Raw genomic sequence first — 21,355 nt, 5'->3', positions numbered from 1 at the left:
GTCCGTCCAGATCCGAGGAAGTTGGTCCAGCCGTGGTTATGGGGTTCTCGATCGCCCTGATCGTCTTCAGCGCGCTGATGATGCTGCTGGTGCTGATGCACAAGGGCAAGGGTGGCGGCCTCTCCGACATGTTCGGCGGCGGCATGCAGTCGTCCGTCGGCGGTTCCTCCGTCGCCGAGCGCAACCTCGACCGGATCACCATCGTGGTCGGTCTGCTCTGGTTCGCCTGCATCATCGTGCTCGGTCTCCTGATGAAGACGAACAACTGACCGCCACGCACATTCCGTACGTAAGGCCCCATGTTCGGTACGCGCCCCTGAGCGCGGCCTATCATGGGGCTTGCGTCTAGATGTGGGGGCTGTAACTCCAATCACTGGACGCGCGTTGGGCCTTACGTAGACTGAGGCGCTCGCAACGAAGCGAAACGCCGACTCGCTTCGCGGCACCATCACGCAGGGAGTTACGACCGTGGCAAGTGGCAACGCGATCCGAGGAAGCCGGGTCGGGGCGGGGCCGATGGGCGAGGCCGAGCGGGGCGAGTCCGCGCCCCGACTGCGCATCTCCTTCTGGTGCTCCAACGGGCACGAGACGCAGCCCAGCTTCGCCAGCGACGCGCAGGTTCCCGAAACCTGGGACTGCCCGCGCTGCGGCTTCCCCGCAGGACAGGACCGGGACAACCCGCCGGACCCGCCGCGTACCGAGCCGTACAAGACGCACCTCGCGTACGTACGGGAGCGGCGCAGCGACGCGGACGGCGAGGCGATCCTCGCCGAGGCGCTCGCCAAACTGCGGGGCGAGATCTAGGAGTTGAGAGCCGGCCAGGCACCGAGGGGTGTCTGGCCGGAGCTGTTTTCACCGCGGGCGCCTGAGTTGTCCACAGGCCCGACCGACTGTCAGTGGTGACCTCTACGGTTTGTGCATCGCTTCGGTGCAGGTGAATCGTGAGGGGGAGCCGTGGCTACGGTCGAGGCTGCGGGCGGGCGTGCGCCCGCGTGGCGCGGGGGGTTCGGGCGGCTGTGGGGTGCCGCCGTGCTCTCCAGCTTCGGAGACGCGCTGCGTACGGCGGCGCTGCCCCTGCTGGCCACCACGCTGACCGACGAGCCCCTGGCGATAGCGGCGGTCACCGCCTGTGGCTATCTGCCCTGGCTGGTCTTCGGACTGCTCGGCGGCGCCGTCGCCGACCGCGTGGACCAGCGGCGCGCGATGTGGACGGTGGATGCCCTACGCGGTCTGCTCGTCGCCTGCTTCGCGGTCGCCGTCGGCCTCGGCCACGCCTCCATCGGCCTGCTGATCGCGCTCGCCTTCGCGCTGACCACGTTCCAGACCCTCTTCGACAACGCCTCCACGGCCCTGCTGCCGTCCCTGGTCGACGACGACGCCCTCGGCAGCGCCAACGCCCGGCTGATGACCGGGCAGAAGATCGCGGGCGGACTGCTGGGCGCCCCCGTCGTGCCGCTGCTGCTCGCGGGCGGCGCCGCGCTGCCCTTCGCGGCCGACGCGGCGACCTTCCTGCTGGCCGCCGCGCTGGTGGCCTCACTGCGGCCGGCGTCCCCCGCCCGGGGGCCCAGACCGGCGGGCAGCACCCTGCGCCGGGAGATCACCGAGGGCCTGCGCACCCTGGCCCGCGACCGTGCCCTGCGCGGCCTGTGCGCTGCCACCGCCCTGTGCAACATCGGCGTGGGCGCCCTCATCGCGACCATGGTGCTGCTGGTGACCGGCTGGCTGGACGCGGGCCACACCGGGTTCGTGGTGGCGACGACGGCCTACACCGTCGGCTCGCTGGCCGGGGGAGCGGTCAACCGGCTGCTCGTCTCCCGGGTGGGCCGGGTGCGGGCGGTACTGCTCGGGGGGAGCGTGCAGATCGGCGCGCTCGTCGTCATGGGAACCGTCCGCAGCCTGCTCGCGCTGGTCGCCGCGATGGCCCTCTTCGGACTCATGGGCATGGTGTGGAACGTGAACACCACGACCCTCATGCAGCAGCGCAGCCCCGCCGACATGCTCGGCCGGGTCAGCTCCGCCTTCCGGACCCTGGGCGTCGCCGGGGCACCCATAGGAGCCCTGCTGGGCGGGGCCGTCGCCACGGCCTGGGGACTCAACACCCCGGCGCTGCTGGCCGCCGCGTTCTTCACGCTGTCCGTCGCCTCGTTGATACCGGCGTTCAAGCGGGACGTACCTGTTGTTGCACCGCAGGACAGCGCCACGACAGCTCACGTCCCCCGCTGATCAACTAGGTTGGACCGGCTGGGACAGGCACGAAAAGAAGGCGGAAGTCGGACATGAACGCAGACGGCCGTACCAGGCTCAACCAGACGCCCGAGTGGACCGCTCTGGCCAAGCACCGCGAGGAACTCGGCGAGGTGCGGCTGCGCGAGCTGTTCGCCGCCGACCCCGGGCGCGGTACCGGCTACACGGCGCAGGTCGGCGACCTGCACATCGACTACTCCAAGCACCTGGTCACCGACGAGACCCTGCGGCTGCTGCGTGAACTGGCCGCCGCGACGGACGTGTTCGGGCTGCGGGACGCCATGTTCCGCGGCGAGAAGATCAACACCACCGAGAACCGTGCCGTCCTGCACATCGCGCTGCGGGCGGCGCGTGACGCGGTGGTCGAGGTCGACGGGGAGAACGTCGTCCCGCAGGTGCACGCCGTCCTCGACAAGATGGCCGGCTTCGCCGACCGGGTCCGCTCGGGGGAGTGGACGGGCCACACCGGCAAGCGCATCAAGAACGTCGTCAACATCGGCATCGGCGGCTCCGACCTCGGCCCCGCGATGGCGTACGAGGTGCTGCGCGCCTACACCGACCGCGACCTCACCGTCCGTTTCGTGTCGAACGTCGACGGTGCCGACCTGCACGAGGCCACCCGCGACCTGGACGCGGCGGAGACGCTGTTCGTCATCGCGTCCAAGACCTTCACGACCATCGAGACGATCACCAACGCCACCTCGGCGCGCGAGTGGCTGCTCGGTGAGCTGAAGGCCGGTCAGGAAGCGGTCGCCCAGCACTTCGTGGCCCTGTCGACCAACGCCGGGAAGGTCGCCGACTTCGGCATCGACACGGCGAACATGTTCGAGTTCTGGGACTGGGTCGGCGGACGGTACTCCTACGACTCGGCGATCGGTCTCTCCCTGATGATCGCCATCGGCCCGGACCGCTTCCGGGAGATGCTCGACGGCTTCCGCATCGTCGACGAGCACTTCCGCACCGCCCCCGCCGAGTCCAACGTGCCTTTGCTCCTTGGCCTGTTGGGCATCTGGTACGGCAACTTCCACGACGCGCAGTCACACGCGGTGCTGCCCTACAGCCACTACCTGTCCAAGTTCACCGCCTACCTCCAGCAGCTCGACATGGAGTCCAACGGCAAGTACGTCGGACGCGACGGGCTCGCCGTGGACTGGCAGACCGGGCCGGTGGTGTGGGGCACGCCCGGCACCAACGGGCAGCATGCCTACTACCAGTTGATCCACCAGGGCACCAAGCTGATCCCGGCGGACTTCATCGGCTTCGCCGAGCCGGTGGCCGAGCTCAGTGAGGGGCTGAAGGCGCAGCACGACCTGCTGATGGCCAACTTCTTCGCCCAGACGCAGGCGTTGGCCTTCGGCAAGACGCCGGACGAGGTGCGGGCCGAGGGGGTGCCCGAGGAGCTGGTGGCCCACAAGACGTTCCTGGGCAACCACCCGACGACGACGATCCTCGCCAAGGAGCTCACGCCGTCCGTGCTCGGGCAGCTCGTGGCGCTGTACGAGCACAAGGTGTTCATGCAGGGCGCCGTGTGGAACATCGACTCCTTCGACCAGTGGGGTGTCGAGCTGGGCAAGGTGCTCGCCAAGCGGGTCGAGCCCGCGCTGACCGAGGGCGCGGACGTGCCGGGGCTGGACGCCTCGACGCGGGCGTTGGTCGCCAAGTACCGCGAGCTGCGCGGCCGGTAACCGCCGCGGACGTTCTCGATTGTTCTCGATGCGGGAAAGCGGGCGGTGCAGGGGCGTCCGCTTCCCGTAGAATCCCCGACGATCATGGAGGCCATGGCTCGGGGGAGGGCAAAGTGGCTGGCTCGCAAGGCAGTTGGACAGGTGGCTCGCTGGCGGCGAGGGACCTGTGGAAACCCAAGCACGTCGCGCGGGCCGTGTTCCATCCGGCGTGGATCCCGGAGTCCATCGACCCGGCGGTCGAGCAGCTCAAGAAGATCCGCCTCATCGCCGGGACGGTCGCGGCGGTCGGCGTCTACACCTTCGTCGAGGGCGGCTTCGCCTTCGACGAGATGCTGGAGAACATGCTGACGGCGTCCGTCGTCCTGCTCTTCATCACGCCGCTGACGGTCGGCGTCATGCTGCTGGTGTGGAAGCGCGACGGCGACATCCGGGTGCTGAAGCCCCCGCTGTTCAACTCGCTGAAGCTGCTGCTGGCCTTCGTGGGATCGATCGTGATCACGGTGCTGCTGTTGCAGTCGGCGGGCGGCGCGGGGCTGTTCATCCTGCTCCTCGGCCCGCTGGTGATCTGGCTGGCCGGATTCGTGGCCCGCGGTGCCTGGCACGTCGGCGCGAACTTCTTCGGCACCGCGGGCGTGCACCGCTGTCTGCCGCCGCTGCTCGCCACGGTCACCAGCTGGCTGATGGCCCTGCCCGACCTCCTCACCGGCGACCTGCACGGCCTCAGCCTCGGGATGGGCGTCCTGTTCATCCTGGGCGCACCGGTGACGGTCACCGCGATCGCGCTGCTGGAGATGCGCCGCCTGGACCAGCAGTACGGCATCCGCCTGAAGGCTCACCCGGCCACACCGACCCCGTACATCCCACCGATGCCGCCGAACGCCCCACCCATGCCGCCGGGCACCCCGCCGTACGTCCCGCCGCAGGGCAATCCGTACGGCGGCAGTCCCTACGGCAACCCGTACGGCCCCCCGCCCGGCAACCCGTACGGGCCGCAGCCGGGGCGCCCGTACAACCAGGGGACCAACCCGTACGGCCCGCCCTCCGGAAACCCCTACAACGGCGGGAACCCGTACGGAAGTTGACCGTACGGGTTCCTCAGCGGGCCGAAGGCGTCAGGGTGACGCCGGCGGGTACAGCGAGCGTGGCAGCTGGGAGGCCGCTGCCGCGTCCAGGAGCCACAGGGTGCGGGAGCGGCCCTGGGCGCCGGCTGCCGGGGCCTGGATCTCGCCCGCGCCCGACAGGGCGATCGCCGCGGCCTGGGCCTTGTCCTCGCCCGCCGCCAGGAGCCAGACCTCGCGGGCGGCGCGGATGGCGGGCAGGGTGAGGGTGACCCGGGTCGGCGGCGGCTTGGGGGCGCCGCGGACGCCGACCACCGTGCGGTCCGTCTCGCGCACCGCGGGGAGCTCCGGGAACAGCGACGCCACGTGCGTGTCCGGGCCGACGCCCAGCATCAGGACGTCGAAGGTCGGCACCGAGCCGTGGTTCTCGGGGACGGCCGCGCGGGCCAGTTCCTCCGCGTACCCGGCCGCCGCCGCGTCCACGTCGGCGCCGTAGGGGCCGTCCGAGGCGGGCATGGCGTGCACCCGCTTCGGGTCGAGCGGCACCGCGTCCAGCAGGGCCTCGCGGGCCTGCGTGACATTGCGGTCCGGGTCGCCCTCGGGCAGGAAGCGCTCGTCTCCCCACCACAGGTCGAGCCGGCCCCAGTCGATCGCGTCCCGGGCCGGAGCCGCCGCCAGCGCGGCCAGCAGGCCGTTGCCGTTGCGGCCGCCGGTGAGGACCACGGACGCCTGGCCCCGGGAGGCCTGCGCGTCCACGATCTTCGTGATCAGGCGGGCCGCCGCGGCCTGGGCCATCAGCTCCTTGTCGCGGTGCACGACCAGCTGCGGAGTGCTCACTTCGCCGCCGCCTTCTTGGCCGGGGCGCGCTTGGCGGCGGCCTTCTTCGCCGGAGCCTTCACGGCCTCCTCCACAGGCGTCTCGACGGCAGCCGGGACACCGCCCGCAGCCGGGGCACCGTCCGTCGCCGAAGCGACGTTCAGCTTCTCCACCCCGAACCGCAGCGCGGACGCGTACGTGTCGTCCGGGTCGAGGCGCCGCAGCTCCTCCGCGATCAGCTCGGCCGTCTCGCGCCGCTTGAGCGCCACCGCACGGTCCGGCTGACCCTCGATGGACAGCGTCGCGAGGGCGCCGTCCGCGCGGTCGAGGACGATCGGACCGTGGTTGGTGTCCATGCGGACCGCGGTGAGGCCGGGCCCCGAGGACAGCGACCGCTTCACCGGCACGTCCAGCCGGTCCGCGAGCCACATCGCCAGCAGCTCACAGCTCGGGTTGAACTCCTCGCCCTCCACCTCGACGCCCTTGACGTCCACGGTGACCTGGTCGAGGGCCGCCGCCAGCATCGAGCGCCAGGGCGTGATGCGGGTCCAGGACAGGTCGGTGTCGCCGGGGGTGTAGGTGTCGGCACGGGCGCCCAGGTCCCGTACCGGCTGCTCCGACGCATAGGTGTCGGTGACCCGGCGCTGGGCCAGCGCGCCCAGCGGGTCGTTCGCCGGGTCGAGCGGCGCGTCCACCGGCCACCAGACGACCACGGGGGCGTCGGGCAGCAGCAGCGGCAGGACGACCGACTGGGCGTGGTTGACGACGTCGCCGTACAGCCGCAGCACGACCGTCTCGCCGGTGCCCGCGTCCGCGCCCACCCGTACCTCGGCGTCCAGGCGGGACTTCGTCCGGTCGCGGGGCGAGCGCGAGACGCGCTTGATGACCACCAGCGTGCGCGAGGGGTGCTCGCGCGACGCGTCGTTGGCGGCCTTGAGCGCGTCGTACGCGTTCTCCTCGTCCGTGACGATGACCAGCGTCAGCACCATGCCGACGGCCGGCGTGCCGATGGCCCGGCGGCCCTTGACCAGCGCCTTGTTGATCTTGCTGGCGGTGGTGTCCGTGAGGTCTATCTTCATGGCCGGCGCCAGCTCCGTCCCTCGCGTGCGAGCATTTCGTCCGCCTCGACCGGCCCCCACGTACCGGACGGGTACTGGGCGGGCTTGCCGTGCTTGTCCCAGTACTCCTCGATCGGGTCGAGGATCTTCCAGGACAGCTCGACCTCCTCGGTGCGCGGGAAGAGGTTCGAGTCGCCGAGCAGCACGTCGAGGATCAGACGCTCGTACGCCTCGGGCGAGGACTCCGTGAAGGACTCGCCGTACGCGAAGTCCATCGACACGTCCCGGATCTCCATCGAGGTGCCGGGCACCTTGGAGCCGAAGCGGACGGTGATGCCCTCGTCCGGCTGGACGCGGATGACGATCGCGTTCTGGCCGAGTTCCTCGGTCGCCGTCGAGTCGAAGGGGGAGTGCGGAGCCCGCTGGAAGACGACCGCGATCTCCGTGACCCGGCGGCCGAGCCGCTTGCCGGTGCGCAGGTAGAAGGGGACGCCCGCCCAGCGGCGGTTGTCGACCTCCAGCTTGATCGCGGCGTACGTGTCGGTCTTCGACTTGGGGTCGATGCCCTCCTCCTGGAGGTAGCCGACCGCCTGCTCGCCGCCCTGCCAGCCCTCGGCGTACTGACCGCGGACGGTGTCCCGGCCCAGGTCCTTCGGCAGCCGGACGGCGCCGAGCACCTTGGTCTTCTCGGCGGCCAGCGCGTCCGCGTCGAAGGACGAGGGCTCCTCCATGGCCGTGAGGGCCATGAGCTGGAGGAGGTGGTTCTGGATGACGTCACGGGCCGCGCCGATGCCGTCGTAGTACCCCGCGCGACCACCGATGCCGATGTCCTCGGCCATGGTGATCTGCACGTGGTCCACGAAGGACCGGTTCCAGATCGGCTCGAACATCTGGTTGGCGAAGCGGAGCGCCAGGATGTTCTGGACGGTCTCCTTGCCCAGGTAGTGGTCGATACGGAAGACCTGGTCCGGGGCGAAGACCTCGTGGACGACCTTGTTGAGATCCTCGGCCGACTTCAGGTCGTGGCCGAACGGCTTCTCGATGACCGCGCGCCGCCAGGAACCGGCGGACTGGTCGGCGAGGCCGTGCTTCTTCAGCTGCTGGATGACCACCGGGAAGGAGCGCGGCGGCACCGACAGGTAGAAGGCGAAGTTGCCGCCCGTGCCCTGCGCCTTGTCGAGCTCCTCGATGGTGCCGCGCAGCCGCTCGAACGCGTCGTCGTCGTCGAAGGTGCCCTGGACGAAGCGCATCCCCTGGATGAGCTGCTGCCAGACCTCCTCACGGAACGGCGTACGGGCGTGCGCCTTGACGGCGTCGTGGACCTCGGCGGCGAAGTCCTCGTGCTCCCACTCCCGGCGTGCGAAGCCGACCAGGGAGAAGCCCGGCGGCAGCAGACCCCGGTTGGCGAGGTCGTACACGGCGGGCATGAGCTTCTTACGGGACAGGTCGCCCGTGACGCCGAAGATGACCAGGCCCGACGGCCCCGCGATACGCGGGAGCCGTCGGTCCGCGGGGTCACGAAGCGGGTTCGCTCCGGAACCGGAAAAGGCTGGCAAGGTTTAGCCCTCCGAGGGTGCGAGGCGCTCCAGCTCCGCCTCGGTCGACTTGAGCAGGTCGTTCCAGGACGCCTCGAACTTCTCGACGCCCTCGTCCTCCAGCAGCTGCACGACCTCGTCGTACGAGATGCCGAGCTTCTCGACGGCGTCGAGCTCCGCGCGGGACTGCTCGTAGGTGCCGGCGACGGCGTTGCCGCGGATCTCGCCGCTCTCCTCGGTGGCCTGGAGGGTGGCCTCCGGCATGGTGTTCACCGTGTTGGGGGCGACCAGCTCGTCGACGTACAGGGTCGCCTTGTAGGCGGGGTCCTTCACGCCGGTCGAGGCCCACAGCGGGCGCTGCTTGTTGGCCTGCGCCTTGTCGAGGGCGGCCCAGCGGTCGGACGAGAAGACCTCCTCGTACGCCTCGTAGGCGAGCCGGGCGTTGGCGACACCGGCCTTGCCGCGGGCGGCCTTGGCCTCGTCGGTGCCGAGCGCGTCGAGCCGCTTGTCGATCTCGGTGTCCACGCGGGACACGAAGAAGGAGGCGACCGAGTGGATCAGGGACAGGTCGAGGCCCTTGGCCTTGGCCTTCTCCAGACCGGCGAGGTAGGCGTCCATGACCTCGCGGTAGCGCTCCAGCGAGAAGATCAGCGTGACGTTGACGCTGATGCCGTTGCCGATCACCTCGGTGATGGCCGGCAGGCCCGCCTTGGTGGCCGGGATCTTGATGAGGGTGTTGGGGCGGTCGACCAGCCACGCGAGCTGCTTGGCCTCGGCGACCGTCGCCTTGGTGTTGTGGGCCAGGCGCGGGTCGACCTCGATCGACACGCGGCCGTCCTGGCCGCCGGTGGCGTCGAAGACCGGGCGCAGGATGTCGGCGGCGTCACGGACGTCCGCCGTCGTGATCATGCGGATGGCCTCTTCGACGGTGACCTTGCGGGCGGCGAGGTCGGACAGCTGCTGGTCGTAGCCGTCGCCCTGGGAGATCGCCTTCTGGAAGATCGACGGGTTGGTGGTGACGCCCACGACGTGCTGCTGGTCGATCAGTTCGGCGAGGTTGCCGGACGTGATCCGCTTGCGCGACAGGTCGTCCAGCCAGATCGCGACGCCTTCTTCGGAGAGGCGCTTGAGTGCGTCTGTCATGGAATTACATCTCCTACGTGTCGTATGTCAGCGTCAGCGCTGGGCGTCGGCCAGGGATTCCCGGGCCTTCGCGGCCACGTTCTCGGCAGTGAAGCCGAACTCCTGGAAAAGGACCTTGCCGTCGGCGGAAGCACCGAAGTGCTCCAGGGAAACGATGCGACCGGCGTCACCGACGTACTTGTGCCAGGTCAGACCGATCCCGGCCTCGACCGCGACACGGGCCTTGACGGCGGGCGGCAGGACGCTGTCCCGGTACCCCTGCTCCTGCTCCTCGAACCACTCCACGGACGGCATGGACACCACGCGCGTGGGAACGCCGTCGGCCTCCAGCTGCTCGCGCGCCTCGACGGCGACGTGCACCTCGGAACCGGTGGCGATGAGGATGACCTCCGGGGTGCCGTTCGACGCCTCGAAGAGCACGTAACCACCCTTGGCGGCGTCCTCGTTGGGCTCGTACGTCGGCACGCCCTGGCGGGTCAGCGCGAGGCCGTGCGGGGCGCCCTTGCCGAAGACCTTGGTCCAGCGCTTGAGGATCTCGCGCCAGGCGATGGCCGTCTCGTTGGCGTCGGCCGGGCGGACCACGTTCAGGCCCGGGATGGCGCGCAGCGAGGCGAGGTGCTCGACCGGCTGGTGCGTCGGGCCGTCCTCGCCCAGACCGATGGAGTCGTGCGTCCACACGTACGTCACCGGCAGGTGCATCAGGGCCGACAGGCGGACGGCGTTGCGCATGTAGTCGGAGAACACGAGGAACGTGCCGCCGTAGATGCGGGTGTTGCCGTGCAGCGCGATGCCGTTCATCTCCGCGGCCATGGAGTGCTCGCGGATGCCGAAGTGGATCGTGCGGCCGTACGGGTTCGCCTCCGGCAGCGGGTTGTCCGCGGGGAGGAACGAGGAGGCCTTGTCGATCGTGGTGTTGTTCGAGCCCGCGAGGTCGGCGGAGCCGCCCCACAGCTCGGGGATCACCGCGCCGAGCGCCTGGAGCACCTTGCCGGACGCGGCACGCGTGGCGACGCCCTTGCCGGGCTCGAAGACCGGGAGCTTCTCCTCCCAGCCCTTGGGCAGCTCGCCCGCGGCGATGCGGTCGAACTCGGCGGCGCGCTCCGCGTTGTTGTTGCGCCACTCCTGGAGCTGCTTCTCCCACTCGGCCTTGGCCTCACGGCCGCGGTCGAGGGCCTGGCGGGTGTGGGCGATGACCTCGTCGGCGACCTCGAAGGTCTGCTCCGGGTCGAAGCCGAGGACGCGCTTGGTGGCGGCCACCTCGTCGTCGCCGAGCGCCGAGCCGTGGGCGGCCTCGGTGTTCTGCGCGTTCGGGGCGGGCCAGGCGATGATCGAGCGCATCGCGATGAAGGACGGCTTGTCCGTCACCTTCTTCGCGGCCTCGATGGCGTCGTAGAGGGCGTGCGGGTCGAGGTCGCCGTCCGGCTTCGGGGCGACACGCTGGACGTGCCAGCCGTACGCCTCGTACCGCTTGACGGTGTCCTCGGAGACGGCCGTCTCGGTGTCGCCCTCGATCGAGATGTGGTTGTCGTCCCACAGCAGGATCAGGTTGCCGAGCTTCTGGTGGCCCGCGAGGGAGGACGCCTCGGCGGAGATGCCCTCCTGGAGGCAGCCGTCACCGGCGATCGCGTAGATGAAGTGGTCGAAGGGGGACTCGCCCTGCGGAGCCTCCGGGTCGAACAGACCGCGCTCGTAGCGGGCGGCCATGGCCATGCCCACCGCGTTGGCGACACCCTGGCCCAGCGGACCGGTGGTGGTCTCCACGCCCTTGGTGTGGCCGTACTCCGGGTGACCGGGGGTCTTCGAGCCCCACGTCCGGAACGACTTCAGGTCGTCCAGCTCCAGGCCGAAGCCGGCCAGGTAGAGCTGCGTGTACAGGGTCAGGGACGAGTGGCCCGCGGACAGCACGAACCGGTCGCGCCCGACCCACTCAGGGTCCGCCGGGTCGTGCCGCATCACCTTCTGGAAGAGGGTGTACGCGGCGGGGGCAAGGCTCATCGCCGTACCCGGATGGCCGTTGCCGACCTTCTGTACGGCGTCGGCGGCCAGGACGCGGGCGGTGTCGACGGCCCGCTGGTCCAGCTCGGTCCACTCGAGGTCTGTGGTGGTCGGCTTGGTGCTCACCCTGGGTCAGGGCTCCTCTCCACATGTCAGGCATGTCGAAAATGCCGGTGCACGGGGCGCCCCGGCCGTTGTCGAGCCTACCCCCGTATGTACGTGCGTTTTTGCGCGTCATTCCAGACTGCCGGGAGTCGAGACGATCCGCCTCCTGACTGGGCCGAACCGTCATTCGGCAACTGAATACGGACGCGCTCGTTCGAGTGCTCAACCGAGTGCGGATCGGCTCTTCCGGCACCCTCCTGAGCCGTTCATCCGGGGGTGCCTCCCAACACGACCCCACCCCCGCGAATGTCGGGGTATGGGCAACGTCTACAGTGGCGTGGTACGCGCGGGCCTTTACCGGGACTTCACACGGCTGGGGCTTGCTGGGATGTCTCTGTAGGGGTGTGCGTGACGGCCGTCGAATCCCGTCCAGCCGGGGTGCTGGGGGAGAGCAAGCGCTCGAGTCACCGGCCGTTCGGGGCCCGTGTCAAGGCATTCGTGGCGCTGACCAAGCCGCGGATCATCGAGCTCCTGCTCATCACCACCGTTCCGGTGATGTTCCTCGCCGAGCAGGGTGTGCCCGACCTGACGCTGGTGCTGCTCACCTGCGTCGGCGGCTACCTGTCGGCGGGCGGCGCGAACGCGCTGAACATGTACATCGACCGGGACATCGACGCCCTGATGGACCGCACCTCGCAGCGTCCGCTGGTCACCGGCATGGTGTCGCCGCGCGAGTGCCTGGTCTTCGGCATCAGCCTCGCGGTCGTCTCGACGCTGCTGTTCGGGCTGACCGTCAACTGGCTGTCGGCCTGGCTGTCCCTCGGCGCGCTGCTCTTCTACGTCGTCGTCTACACGATGATCCTCAAGCGCCGCACCTCACAGAACATCGTGTGGGGCGGCATCGCCGGCTGCATGCCGGTCCTGATCGGCTGGTCGGCCGTGACGAACTCCCTCACCTGGGCGCCGGTCATCCTCTTCCTGGTCATCTTCTTCTGGACGCCGCCGCACTACTGGCCGCTGTCCATGAAGGTGAAGGAGGACTACGCGCGCGTGGGCGTGCCCATGCTGCCGGTCATCGCCTCCAACAAGACGGTCGCCAAGCAGATCGTCATCTACAGCTGGGTGATGGTCGCCGTCTCCCTGCTCCTGACCCCCCTCGGCTACACCGGCTGGTTCTACACGCTGGTCGCCCTGGTCGCGGGCGGCTGGTGGCTGTGGGAGGCGCACGCGCTCCAGAACCGCGCGAAGGCGGAGGTGACGGGCGCGAAGCTGAAGGAGATGCGCCTGTTCCACTGGTCGATCACCTATGTGTCGCTGCTCTTCGTGGCGATCGCCGTGGACCCGTTCCTGCGCTGAGGCAAGGGTCACGCACCCCGCCCGTCGCCGATTGATCTACTCGTCGGTAGCATCCTGGCCATGGCAGACACGCAGCAGGTTGACGCGAAGGCGGACCGCAAGGCGGCCAAGCTCGCCAAGCAGATCACCGCCTTCTCCAAGGCACACGGCGGCGCCGAGGGCCAGGTGGCCTACCTCGGCCAGCGCGGCGCCCGGATCGCCCTCGTCGGCGAGGACGGCAACTGGGGCAACCTGGTCGCCCCCACCTACGAGATCGCCCAGAAGGCCGTCGAGAAGTCCGGCCTCACCGTCCACGAGGACTTCGACGGCGAGTTCGCGGCCAAGGTGAAGACCGGCCGCTACGAGTGGAGCCGCATGGCGGGCATCCAGGTGGGCGGCCCCGCCAACGACTGACGCGCGCCGGTTTTCACACCGGGTGTGCGAGAGCATCACCTGACGCCCCGTTCACCCGTTAGGCCCCGTAGTAGGACAGGGGCCGACCGCGGGAGTCCGGATGATCGAAACGCCGTCCCTCGTGGACCAGTACTGCCACGGCGTACTGAGAACCGAGCTGGGCCTCGGCACCTTCGAGGCCCAGTTGGCCCGTACCGAGGGGCCGCCCGCCCCCGGTACGACCCTCTTCGACACCCAGACGGGCTTCGCCGTACGGCGATGGTGTCCACCCCTGCTCGGCCTGGAACCGCACTGCCCGCCCGCCCGTTATCTCGCCCAGCGCCGTGAACTCGGCGTACTGGAAGCGGGCCGCAGGCTGCTGCGGGGCAGTGGCATCACGACGTTCCTCGTCGACGCGGGCCTGCCCGGCGATCTGACCGGCCCCGACGAGATGGCGGTGGCGTCGGACGCCGAGGCCCGCGAGATCGTGCGGCTCGAACTCCTCGCCGAACAGGTCGCCGACACCTCCGGCACCGTCGAGTCCTTCCTCGCCAACCTCGCGGAATCCGTGCACGGGGCGGCCACGAGCGCGGTCGCCTTCACCTCGGTGGCGGGCGTACGGCACGGCCTCGCCCTCGCCCCCGAACCGCCGGGGGCGGGTGAGGTGCGGGGCGCGGCCGGGCGGTGGCTGGCGGGCCGCCGGGTGGGCGGCGAACTGACCGATCCGGTGCTGCTACGGCATCTGCTGTGGATCGCCGTCGCCTCGGGACTGCCGCTCCAACTGCACGCCGGGCTCGGTGAGCCGGGCCAGCGGATCGACCGCACGGACCCCGTGCTGCTCACCGACTTCGTCCGCGCCACGGCCGGCCTCGGCACCGACCTGGTCCTGCTGCACGGCTACCCGTACCACCGGCACGCCGCCCATCTCGCGGGCGTCTTCCCGCACGTCTACGCCGACTCGGGCGCGGCGCTCGTGCGGACGGGGGCCCGGGCGGCGACCGTCCTGGCGGAGATCCTGGAACTCGCCCCCTTCGGCAAGATCCTCTTCTCCAGCGGCGCCCAGGGACTGCCGGAACTGCATGTGGTGGGCGCGCGGTTGTTCCGCGAGGCCCTCGGGCGGGTCCTCGGCACGTGGGTCGCCGAGGGGGCGTGGTCGCTCGCGGACGCGCAGCGGGTGGCCGGGCTGATCGCGGCGGGGAACGCGCGCCGGGTGTACGGGCTGGAGTGACGCCTACGGGGGTATGAACCTGTCCGCCCTGGAGTCACGCGTACGGGGTGTACGAACCCGTACGCGCTGTACAGGATGAGGGCATGCAGACCGACGCGTTACTCGACCGCTTCCTGTCCGGCCTCGCCCCGCTGGACCCGCTCGCCGTGTGGGCGCACGGGTCGCTCGCCGGCGGGGACTACCAGGAGGGCCGCAGCGACCTCGACCTGATCGCCGTCCTGGACGGCCCCCTCACCCGGCACACCACCTGGCGGCTCGCGACGCTGCACGCGCGGCTGCGGAACGAGCCGCTCGCCGGGCTGCTGCACTGCACGTATCTGACGCCGGATGCGGTGGAGGACTCCCGGCGGTCCCATCTGACCTGGGCGCACCAGCGGTTGTTCAAGCGCCCGGTCACCCCGGTGACCCGGCGTGAACTGCACACCTTCGGGCGGGTGCTGCACGGGAAGGCGCCCACGGGGCTGTTGCCGCCGGTGCTGGATCTCGAACTGGACGAGTTCGTCGTACGCGATCAGCGGGACTTCTGGCGGCCCAAGCTCGCGAAGGCGGCGCGGTGGCGGCAGGCCCCCTGGGTCGACGTGGGCCTGACGACCTTCGCCCGCGCGACCGCCACCCTGCGCGACGGACGGCTCCTGTCCAAGCGGGAGGCGCTGGAGCTGCTGCCGGAACTCGGCGCGCCCGTCGAGGACATCCGGGCGCGGCGGTACGAGCGGACGCCCGCGCCGACCACCGAGGCGTGGGCGGCGCGCAGGGGCGAGCTGACCCGGGGCTACCTGGGCCCGGCGATCGACGAGCTCGTGGCGGCGTACGGCTGATCCGGCAGCGTGACCTCGACCTCGGGCCGCTCGCGCAGCGCGAGCAGCACCCGCAGGACCGCGATCCACACCAGGCACGAGCCGAACATGTGCAGGCCGACGAGGATCTCGGGCAGATCGGTGAAGTACTGGACGTAGCCGATGACACCCTGCGCGAGCAGGACCAGGAAGAGGTCGCGGGTGCGGTCCAGCGGGCCCTTGGGGGAGTCGACGGCCTTGAGGACGAACCACAGGGCGAACGTCAGGGTCACCACGATCCACGCCAGCACGGCGTGCAGCTTGCTGACCGTCTCCCAGTCCAGCGGCATCCGCTCGACCTCGCTGGAGTCACCCGCGTGCGGGCCCGAGCCGGTCACGACCGTGCCCACCGCGATCAGCAGGACGGCCGCGGCGACCAGGAACCACACCAGCTGCTGCACCGACTTGCCGACCAGCGGACGCGGCGCGTCGTCGCCCTCCCGGGTGCGCTGCCACATCACCGTGGCGACCGCGATCAGGGCGGTGGAGAGCAGGAAGTGCGCGGCGACCGTGTACGGGTTGAGGCCGACGAGGACGACGATGCCGCCGAGGACGGCGTTGCTCATCACGACCCAGAACTGGGCCCACCCGAGCCGGGTGAGGCTGCGCCGGTACGGCTTCTCCGAGCGCGCGGCGATGATGGCCCAGCCGACCGCGGCGCACAGGACGTACGTCAGCATGCGGTTGCCGAACTCGATCACGCCGTGCACGCCCATGGCGCTCGTGGTGGTGAGCGAGTCGTCGGTGCACTTGGGCCAGGTCGGGCAGCCGAGGCCCGAGCCGGTCAGCCGCACCGCGCCGCCGGTGACCACGATGACCACCGACATGACGAGCGCGGCGAGAGCCGCCCGCTGCACCGTCCGGGGTTCCGGGGTCCAGCGTGCGGCGATGAAGGCGAGGGGGTTGCGCACGGCGTCCGTGGCGTCGGCGCGGGTCAGCTTTGGCACGGGGTCCATCGTAGGGGGCTGCTTGTGCACGCTTTCACGAGGGGTCCGTGGTCCCACCTCCTCCCAGCGGACCATTTCCAGCGGAAGAGCGGACCACTCCCAGCGGAAGAGCGGACTACTCCCAGCGGAAGAACCGTCCCGCCGCCGCCAGCCCGACGACCGCCCACACCGCGAGAATCCCCAGGTCGCCCCATGGCATCCCGGCGCCGTGCTGGAGCACGTCCCGCAGGCCGTCCGACAGCGCGGAGATGGGCAGCAGGCCGAGCACGTCCTGCGCGCCGGGCGGGAACTTGTCCAGCGGGACGATGACGCCGCCGCCGACGAGCAGCAGCAGGAAGACGAGGTTGGCGGCGGCGAGCGTCGCCTCCGCCTTGAGCGTGCCCGCCATCAGCAGGCCGAGGCCGGAGAAGGCGGCCGTGCCGAGGATCAGCAGGAGCAGGACGGCGATCGGGTTGCCCTGCGGGTCCCAGCCCAGCGCGAAGGCGATCACCGTCAGCAGGACGATCTGGAGGATCTCCGTGACCAGGACCGACGCCGTCTTCGCCGTCATCAGGCCCCAGCGGGGCAGCGGGGAGGCGGCCAGCCGCTTCAGGACGCCGTAGCGCCGCTCGAAGCCCGTCGCGATGGCCTGGCCCGTGAAGGCCGTGGACATGACCGCGAGCGCGAGGATGCCGGGGGTGAGGAAGTCGACCGCCTCGCCGGTGCCCGTGTCGACGATGTCGACGGAGCTGAAGAGGACCAGGAGGAGGGTCGGGATCACGACGGTCAGCAGGAGCTGTTCGCCGTTGCGCAGGAGCATCTTCGTCTCCAGCGCCGCCTGCGTCGCGATCATGCGTCCCAAGGGGGCCGCGCCCGGCTTAGGGCTGTACGTACCGGTCGCGGTCATGAGCGCAGCTCCTTGCCGGTCAGCTCCAGAAAGACGTCTTCCAGCGTGTGCCGCTCGACCGAGATCTTCTCCGGCATCACGCCGTGCTGGGCGCACCAGGACGTGACGGTGGCGAGCAGCTGCGGGTCCACCTTGCCGCCCACCCGGTAGGAGCCCGGCGTCAGCTCGGCCGCCGTGCAGTCCGCAGGGAGGGCCTTCAGCAGGGAGCCGACGTCGAGGCCGGGGCGGCCGCTGAAGCGGAGCGTGTTCTCGGCGCCGCCCTTGCACAGCTCCTCGGGCGAGCCCTGGGCGATGACCCGGCCCGCGTCGATGATCGCGACGTCGTCGGAGAGCTGCTCGGCCTCGTCCATGTGGTGCGTGGTGAGGATGACGGAGACGCCGTCGGCGCGCAGGTCGCGGACCAGGTCCCAGGTGGCGTGGCGGGCCTGCGGGTCGAGGCCGGCGGTCGGTTCGTCGAGGAAGACGAGTTCCGGGCGGCCCACGACGGCCATGGCCAGCGCCAGCCGCTGCTGCTGGCCGCCCGACAGACGGCGGTACGTCGTCCGGCCGCAGCTGCCGAGACCCAGGCGCTCGATGAGGGCGTCCACGTCGAGGGGGTGGGCGTGCAGCTTCGCGACATGGCGGAGCATCTCGTCCGCGCGGGCGCCGGAGTAGACGCCACCGGACTGGAGCATCACGCCGATCCGGGTGTGCAGCTCACGGGACTGCCGGACCGGGTCGAGGCCCAGGACGCGGACCGTGCCGGAGTCCGGCCGGCGATATCCCTCGCAGGTCTCGATCGTGGTCGTCTTGCCCGCTCCGTTGGGACCGAGCACGGCGGTGACACCCGCCCTGGCCACCAGGTCGAGGCCGTCCACCGCGGTCTTCGTGCCGTACCGCTTCACCAGGGCCTGGACCTGGACCACGGGCTCACTTCGCATGGCTCAAGAGTCTAGGTACGGCGACGGCGGCTCCGGTCGCCGGGTTCAGATCTCCTCCTCACGGGGGCGATGCACCGCCAGCCACCGCTCCGCGTACGCCACCGCGTCGGCCACCGGGAACAGCCGGGCGTCGGCGGCGCCCGCCTTCCCCCGTACGACGGGACGGTCCCGCTCGAAGTCGTGCCCGAGTTCGTCGAAGCGGTCGGAGGTGATCGAGACCTCGGTCACCGTCTCCCAGCCGACGGGGCCGGGGCGGCCGACCTTCACGAGCGGGGACGGTATGCGGTACTCGGCGAGGTGGAAGCTGGTGCAGGTGTCGTAGCCCGCGCCGAGCAGCAGCACGCGCGCGTGGAGCTCCTCCAGGCGGGCCAGTGGGCTCCGCTCGCCGAGGCGGCAGTCGGTCGCATGCCCGTCGATCACCTCACGCGCGTGGGCGCCGAGCGCCGCGAACGACGTCTGGGGGTGCGCGCTGCGCAGGGCGCCGGGCCAGGTGCGGACGGTCTCGGGGAGCACCCCGACCCCGCGGCTGGGGGTGATCAGCGGGTCGTAGGCCGGCATGGACGTGCGGATCGTGCCCCACCACTCCTCGGGCACCGGAGGGTTCTCCCACACGGCCGGGTCGGAGAGGTCGCCGGTCTGGGTGGGGACCACCAGGGTGCCGTTCGGACCGAGGGTGTCGAGGAGTGCCTGGACGACGGCTACAGGTCCGCCGCAGACCCAGCCGAGGGACTTCAGCGAGGAGTGGACGAGCAGGATCTCGCCGTCGCGCACACCCAGTTCGCGCAGCTGCGCGGCGAGGGTGCCGCGGGTGACAAGAGGGCCGGTCGGAGGGGGTGAGGGCATGGTTGTGGAGTGTCCCCGACCGGGGCTCGCGATGCCACCGAATTGATCGATCAAAGATCGTTTCCGCAGGTCAGGTCAGCCTTACCTAAGTGATGCACCCCACCGCTGATCGATCCGGACGCGGCTTGCCCGACTCTGAGGAATTACGCAACAATGGCGTTGTGAAAAACGTCGGCGAGGCTCGGGAGACCCCCACGGGGGCCCCTCAGGAGGAACTCGCGACCGGGGAGCGGTCCACCCGCAACCGGGTCGCGCGGTCGATCCTGGACCACGGGCCGTCGACCGTCGCCGAGCTGGCCGGCCGGCTGGGCCTGACCCAGGCCGCCGTACGCAGGCATCTCGACGCACTGGTCGCCGACGACGTCGTGGAGGCGCGCGAGCAGAAGGTCTACGGCGCGCGTACGCGCGGACGTCCCGCCAAGGTCTTCGCGCTCACCGACTGCGGCCGGGACGCCTTCGACCAGTCCTACGACAAGCTCGCCGCGGACGCCCTCAACTTCATCAGGGAGCGCTTCGGCGGGGACGAGGCCGTCGTCGCCTTCGCGCGCGCCAGGATCGCCGAGCAGGCGACCGCCTACCGGCGGGCGATCGAGTCCGCCGCCCCCGAGGAGCGCACCGAAGCCCTGGCCAAGGCCTTGAGCGCGGACGGGTACGCTGCTACGGCGCGCAGCGCACCGGTCGGCGAGCAGCTGTGCCAGCACCACTGCCCCGTCGCCCACGTCGCGGAAAAGTTCCCGCAGCTCTGCGAGGCGGAGACCGAGATCTTCTCCCAGCTGCTCGGGACGCACGTCCAGCGACTGGCGACCATCGCGCACGGTGACGGCGTCTGCACGACGTTCATCCCCAAGATTTCCCACACCACACACAACGCATCTGCAAGCACGGCCGGGAGGAACCCCGCATGACTCTCCCCATCGAGGAGACTGCCCACCCCGAGCTCGAGGGCCTGGGTAAGTACGAATACGGCTGGGCGGACTCCGACGAGGCCGGTGCCTCTGCCAAGCGTGGTCTGAGCGAGGACGTCGTCCGCGACATCTCCGCGAAGAAGTCCGAGCCGGAGTGGATGACCAAGCTCCGTCTCAAGGGCCTGCGCCTGTTCGACAAGAAGCCCATGCCGAACTGGGGCTCGGACCTGTCGGGCATCGACTTCGACAACATCAAGTACTTCGTGCGCTCCACGGAGAAGCAGGCGGAGTCCTGGGAGGACCTGCCCGAGGACATCAAGAACACGTACGACAAGCTCGGCATCCCCGAGGCGGAGAAGCAGCGCCTCGTCGCCGGTGTCGCGGCCCAGTACGAGTCCGAGGTCGTCTACCACCAGATCCGTGAGGACCTGGAGGAGCAGGGCGTCATCTTCCTCGACACCGACACCGCCCTGAAGGAGCACCCGGAGCTCTTCAAGGAGTACTTCGGCACCGTCATCCCGGTCGGCGACAACAAGTTCGCGTCGCTGAACACCGCGGTGTGGTCCGGCGGCTCCTTCATCTACGTCCCGCCGGGCGTCCACGTGGAGATCCCGCTCCAGGCCTACTTCCGTATCAACACGGAGAACATGGGCCAGTTCGAGCGGACCCTGATCATCGTCGACGAGGGTGCCTACGTGCACTACGTCGAGGGTTGTACGGCCCCGATCTACAAGTCGGACTCGCTGCACTCCGCGGTCGTCGAGATCATCGTCAAGAAGAACGCCCGCTGCCGCTACACGACCATCCAGAACTGGTCGAACAACGTCTACAACCTGGTCACCAAGCGCGCCGTGGCGTACGAGGGCGCAACCATGGAGTGGATCGACGGCAACATCGGCTCCAAGGTCACCATGAAGTACCCGGCCGTCTACCTGATGGGCGAGCACGCCAAGGGCGAGACCCTGTCCATCGCCTTCGCGGGCGAGGGCCAGCACCAGGACGCCGGCTCCAAGATGGTCCACATGGCGCCGAACACCTCCTCCAACATCGTCTCCAAGTCGGTGGCGCGCGGTGGCGGTCGTACGTCCTACCGCGGTCTCGTCGAGATCGGTGAGGGCGCCCACGGCTCCAAGTCCAACGTGCTGTGCGACGCGCTGCTCGTCGACACCATCTCCCGCTCCGACACGTACCCCTACGTGGACGTCCGCGAGGACGACGTGTCCATGGGCCACGAGGCGACCGTCTCCAAGGTCTCCGAGGACCAGCTCTTCTACCTGATGAGCCGCGGTCTCTCCGAGTTCGAGGCGATGGCCATGATCGTGCGCGGCTTCGTCGAGCCCATCGCGAAGGAGCTGCCGATGGAGTACGCGCTGGAACTCAACCGGCTGATCGAGCTCCAGATGGAAGGCGCGGTCGGCTAGTAGCG

General features: G+C 70.1%; 20 protein-coding genes. 11 read left to right on the top strand and 9 right to left on the bottom strand.

Features of this window, described 5'->3' with window-relative positions:
- Positions 1-38 precede the first annotated feature (38 nt).
- The 5 genes from secG (at position 39) to EJC51_RS12910 (ending at position 5,011) form a co-directional block, all read left to right on the top strand.
- Positions 39-269 carry a preprotein translocase subunit SecG gene (gene secG, locus EJC51_RS12930; protein ID WP_059197350.1) on the top strand — a complete coding sequence of 77 codons (231 nt, stop codon included), beginning with the start codon at positions 39-41 and terminating at the stop codon, positions 267-269.
- Positions 270-468: 199 nt separating this feature from the next.
- Positions 469-804 (top strand): RNA polymerase-binding protein RbpA, encoded by a 336-nt coding sequence (locus tag EJC51_RS12925; RefSeq protein ID WP_003976875.1) that lies wholly within the window; start codon positions 469-471, stop codon positions 802-804.
- Positions 805-954: 150 nt separating this feature from the next.
- Positions 955-2,223 (top strand): MFS transporter, encoded by a 1,269-nt coding sequence (locus EJC51_RS12920; RefSeq protein WP_126271212.1) that lies wholly within the window; start codon positions 955-957, stop codon positions 2,221-2,223.
- A 53-nt stretch (positions 2,224-2,276) separates the two neighbouring features.
- Positions 2,277-3,929, top strand: coding sequence for a glucose-6-phosphate isomerase (gene pgi / locus EJC51_RS12915; RefSeq protein WP_126271211.1), 1,653 nt, complete (start codon positions 2,277-2,279; stop codon positions 3,927-3,929).
- 113 nt (positions 3,930-4,042) lie between these two features.
- On the top strand, positions 4,043-5,011 hold the full coding sequence (locus EJC51_RS12910) for a hypothetical protein (protein ID WP_126271210.1): 969 nt from the start codon (positions 4,043-4,045) through the stop codon (positions 5,009-5,011).
- Positions 5,012-5,041: 30 nt separating this feature from the next.
- On the opposite strand, the gene pgl is transcribed toward EJC51_RS12910, so the two are convergent.
- From pgl to tkt, 5 genes are read right to left on the bottom strand one after another with little or no spacing between them, the layout of a single operon-like run.
- Positions 5,042-5,824: a 6-phosphogluconolactonase gene (gene pgl, locus EJC51_RS12905; protein WP_126271209.1), complete on the bottom strand. Its 783-nt coding sequence runs from the start codon at positions 5,822-5,824 to the stop codon at positions 5,042-5,044.
- The gene (gene opcA / locus EJC51_RS12900; RefSeq protein WP_126271208.1) at positions 5,821-6,882 is read right to left on the bottom strand and encodes a glucose-6-phosphate dehydrogenase assembly protein OpcA; all 1,062 of its coding nucleotides are present in this window, start codon (positions 6,880-6,882) and stop codon (positions 5,821-5,823) included. The genes pgl and opcA overlap by 4 nt, the downstream gene beginning before the upstream one ends.
- Entirely contained in the window at positions 6,879-8,417 is a 1,539-nt protein-coding gene (zwf, locus tag EJC51_RS12895) for a glucose-6-phosphate dehydrogenase (RefSeq protein ID WP_126271207.1), read from the bottom strand. The genes opcA and zwf overlap by 4 nt, the downstream gene beginning before the upstream one ends.
- Before the next feature lie 3 nt (positions 8,418-8,420).
- Entirely contained in the window at positions 8,421-9,539 is a 1,119-nt protein-coding gene (gene tal, locus EJC51_RS12890) for a transaldolase (protein WP_126271206.1), read from the bottom strand.
- 33 nt (positions 9,540-9,572) lie between these two features.
- A complete protein-coding gene (gene tkt, locus EJC51_RS12885) occupies positions 9,573-11,660 on the bottom strand; it encodes a transketolase (RefSeq protein WP_126271205.1) in 2,088 nt (695 codons plus the stop codon).
- A gap of 381 nt (positions 11,661-12,041) precedes the next feature.
- Between tkt and EJC51_RS12875 the strand changes: the two genes are divergently transcribed.
- The 4 genes from EJC51_RS12875 to EJC51_RS12860 all read left to right on the top strand — a co-directional run bounded on the left by EJC51_RS12875 (position 12,042) and on the right by EJC51_RS12860 (position 15,410).
- On the top strand, positions 12,042-12,995 hold the full coding sequence (locus EJC51_RS12875; RefSeq protein WP_079308846.1) for a heme o synthase: 954 nt from the start codon (positions 12,042-12,044) through the stop codon (positions 12,993-12,995).
- 60 nt (positions 12,996-13,055) lie between these two features.
- Positions 13,056-13,388: a hypothetical protein gene (locus EJC51_RS12870; RefSeq protein WP_126271204.1), complete on the top strand. Its 333-nt coding sequence runs from the start codon at positions 13,056-13,058 to the stop codon at positions 13,386-13,388.
- 100 nt (positions 13,389-13,488) lie between these two features.
- On the top strand, positions 13,489-14,595 hold the full coding sequence (locus tag EJC51_RS12865; RefSeq protein ID WP_126271203.1) for an amidohydrolase family protein: 1,107 nt from the start codon (positions 13,489-13,491) through the stop codon (positions 14,593-14,595).
- A gap of 83 nt (positions 14,596-14,678) precedes the next feature.
- Entirely contained in the window at positions 14,679-15,410 is a 732-nt protein-coding gene (locus EJC51_RS12860; protein WP_126271202.1) for a nucleotidyltransferase domain-containing protein, read from the top strand.
- Here EJC51_RS12860 and EJC51_RS12855 read toward each other — a convergent pair.
- The 4 genes from EJC51_RS12855 to EJC51_RS12840 all read right to left on the bottom strand — a co-directional run bounded on the left by EJC51_RS12855 (position 15,365) and on the right by EJC51_RS12840 (position 19,024).
- The gene (locus EJC51_RS12855; RefSeq protein WP_126271201.1) at positions 15,365-16,384 is read right to left on the bottom strand and encodes a COX15/CtaA family protein; all 1,020 of its coding nucleotides are present in this window, start codon (positions 16,382-16,384) and stop codon (positions 15,365-15,367) included. The two genes, EJC51_RS12860 and EJC51_RS12855, sit on opposite strands and share 46 nt — an antisense overlap.
- Before the next feature lie 106 nt (positions 16,385-16,490).
- Entirely contained in the window at positions 16,491-17,261 is a 771-nt protein-coding gene (locus tag EJC51_RS12850) for an ABC transporter permease (RefSeq protein ID WP_126271200.1), read from the bottom strand.
- Positions 17,258-18,181, bottom strand: a complete 924-nt coding sequence (locus tag EJC51_RS12845; RefSeq protein ID WP_126271199.1) for an ABC transporter ATP-binding protein — start codon at positions 18,179-18,181, stop codon at positions 17,258-17,260. The genes EJC51_RS12850 and EJC51_RS12845 overlap by 4 nt, the downstream gene beginning before the upstream one ends.
- A 45-nt stretch (positions 18,182-18,226) precedes the next feature.
- Positions 18,227-19,024, bottom strand: a complete 798-nt coding sequence (locus EJC51_RS12840; RefSeq protein ID WP_126271198.1) for an AAC(3) family N-acetyltransferase — start codon at positions 19,022-19,024, stop codon at positions 18,227-18,229.
- A gap of 161 nt (positions 19,025-19,185) precedes the next feature.
- Between EJC51_RS12840 and EJC51_RS12835 the strand changes: the two genes are divergently transcribed.
- Together EJC51_RS12835 and sufB are read left to right on the top strand one after the other, a co-directional pair.
- Positions 19,186-19,929: a helix-turn-helix transcriptional regulator gene (locus tag EJC51_RS12835; protein WP_126271197.1), complete on the top strand. Its 744-nt coding sequence runs from the start codon at positions 19,186-19,188 to the stop codon at positions 19,927-19,929.
- Positions 19,926-21,350, top strand: a complete 1,425-nt coding sequence (gene sufB / locus EJC51_RS12830) for a Fe-S cluster assembly protein SufB (protein ID WP_126271196.1) — start codon at positions 19,926-19,928, stop codon at positions 21,348-21,350. Before EJC51_RS12835 ends, sufB begins: the two co-directional genes overlap by 4 nt.
- Positions 21,351-21,355: the final 5 nt, after the last annotated feature.

The organism is Streptomyces aquilus (genome assembly GCF_003955715.1).
Classification (GTDB): domain Bacteria; phylum Actinomycetota; class Actinomycetes; order Streptomycetales; family Streptomycetaceae; genus Streptomyces; species Streptomyces aquilus.
This window is presented reverse-complemented; position numbering and strand designations above follow the sequence as displayed.

What these genes read in the sequence shown, in the direction of transcription:
- secG (WP_059197350.1), top strand. Translation starts at nt 39, where the DNA reads ATGGGGTTCTCGATCGCCCTGATCGTCTTCAGCGCGCTGATGATGCTG.
- pgi (WP_126271211.1), top strand. Translation starts at nt 2,277, where the DNA reads ATGAACGCAGACGGCCGTACCAGGCTCAACCAGACGCCCGAGTGGACC.
- opcA (WP_126271208.1), bottom strand. Translation starts at nt 6,882, where the DNA reads ATGAAGATAGACCTCACGGACACCACCGCCAGCAAGATCAACAAGGCG.
- tal (WP_126271206.1), bottom strand. Translation starts at nt 9,539, where the DNA reads ATGACAGACGCACTCAAGCGCCTCTCCGAAGAAGGCGTCGCGATCTGG.
- EJC51_RS12870 (WP_126271204.1), top strand. Translation starts at nt 13,056, where the DNA reads ATGGCAGACACGCAGCAGGTTGACGCGAAGGCGGACCGCAAGGCGGCC.
- EJC51_RS12865 (WP_126271203.1), top strand. Translation starts at nt 13,489, where the DNA reads ATGATCGAAACGCCGTCCCTCGTGGACCAGTACTGCCACGGCGTACTG.
- EJC51_RS12860 (WP_126271202.1), top strand. Translation starts at nt 14,679, where the DNA reads ATGCAGACCGACGCGTTACTCGACCGCTTCCTGTCCGGCCTCGCCCCG.
- EJC51_RS12855 (WP_126271201.1), bottom strand. Translation starts at nt 16,384, where the DNA reads ATGGACCCCGTGCCAAAGCTGACCCGCGCCGACGCCACGGACGCCGTG.
- EJC51_RS12850 (WP_126271200.1), bottom strand. Translation starts at nt 17,261, where the DNA reads ATGACCGCGACCGGTACGTACAGCCCTAAGCCGGGCGCGGCCCCCTTG.
- EJC51_RS12845 (WP_126271199.1), bottom strand. Translation starts at nt 18,181, where the DNA reads ATGCGAAGTGAGCCCGTGGTCCAGGTCCAGGCCCTGGTGAAGCGGTAC.
- EJC51_RS12840 (WP_126271198.1), bottom strand. Translation starts at nt 19,024, where the DNA reads ATGCCCTCACCCCCTCCGACCGGCCCTCTTGTCACCCGCGGCACCCTC.
- sufB (WP_126271196.1), top strand. Translation starts at nt 19,926, where the DNA reads ATGACTCTCCCCATCGAGGAGACTGCCCACCCCGAGCTCGAGGGCCTG.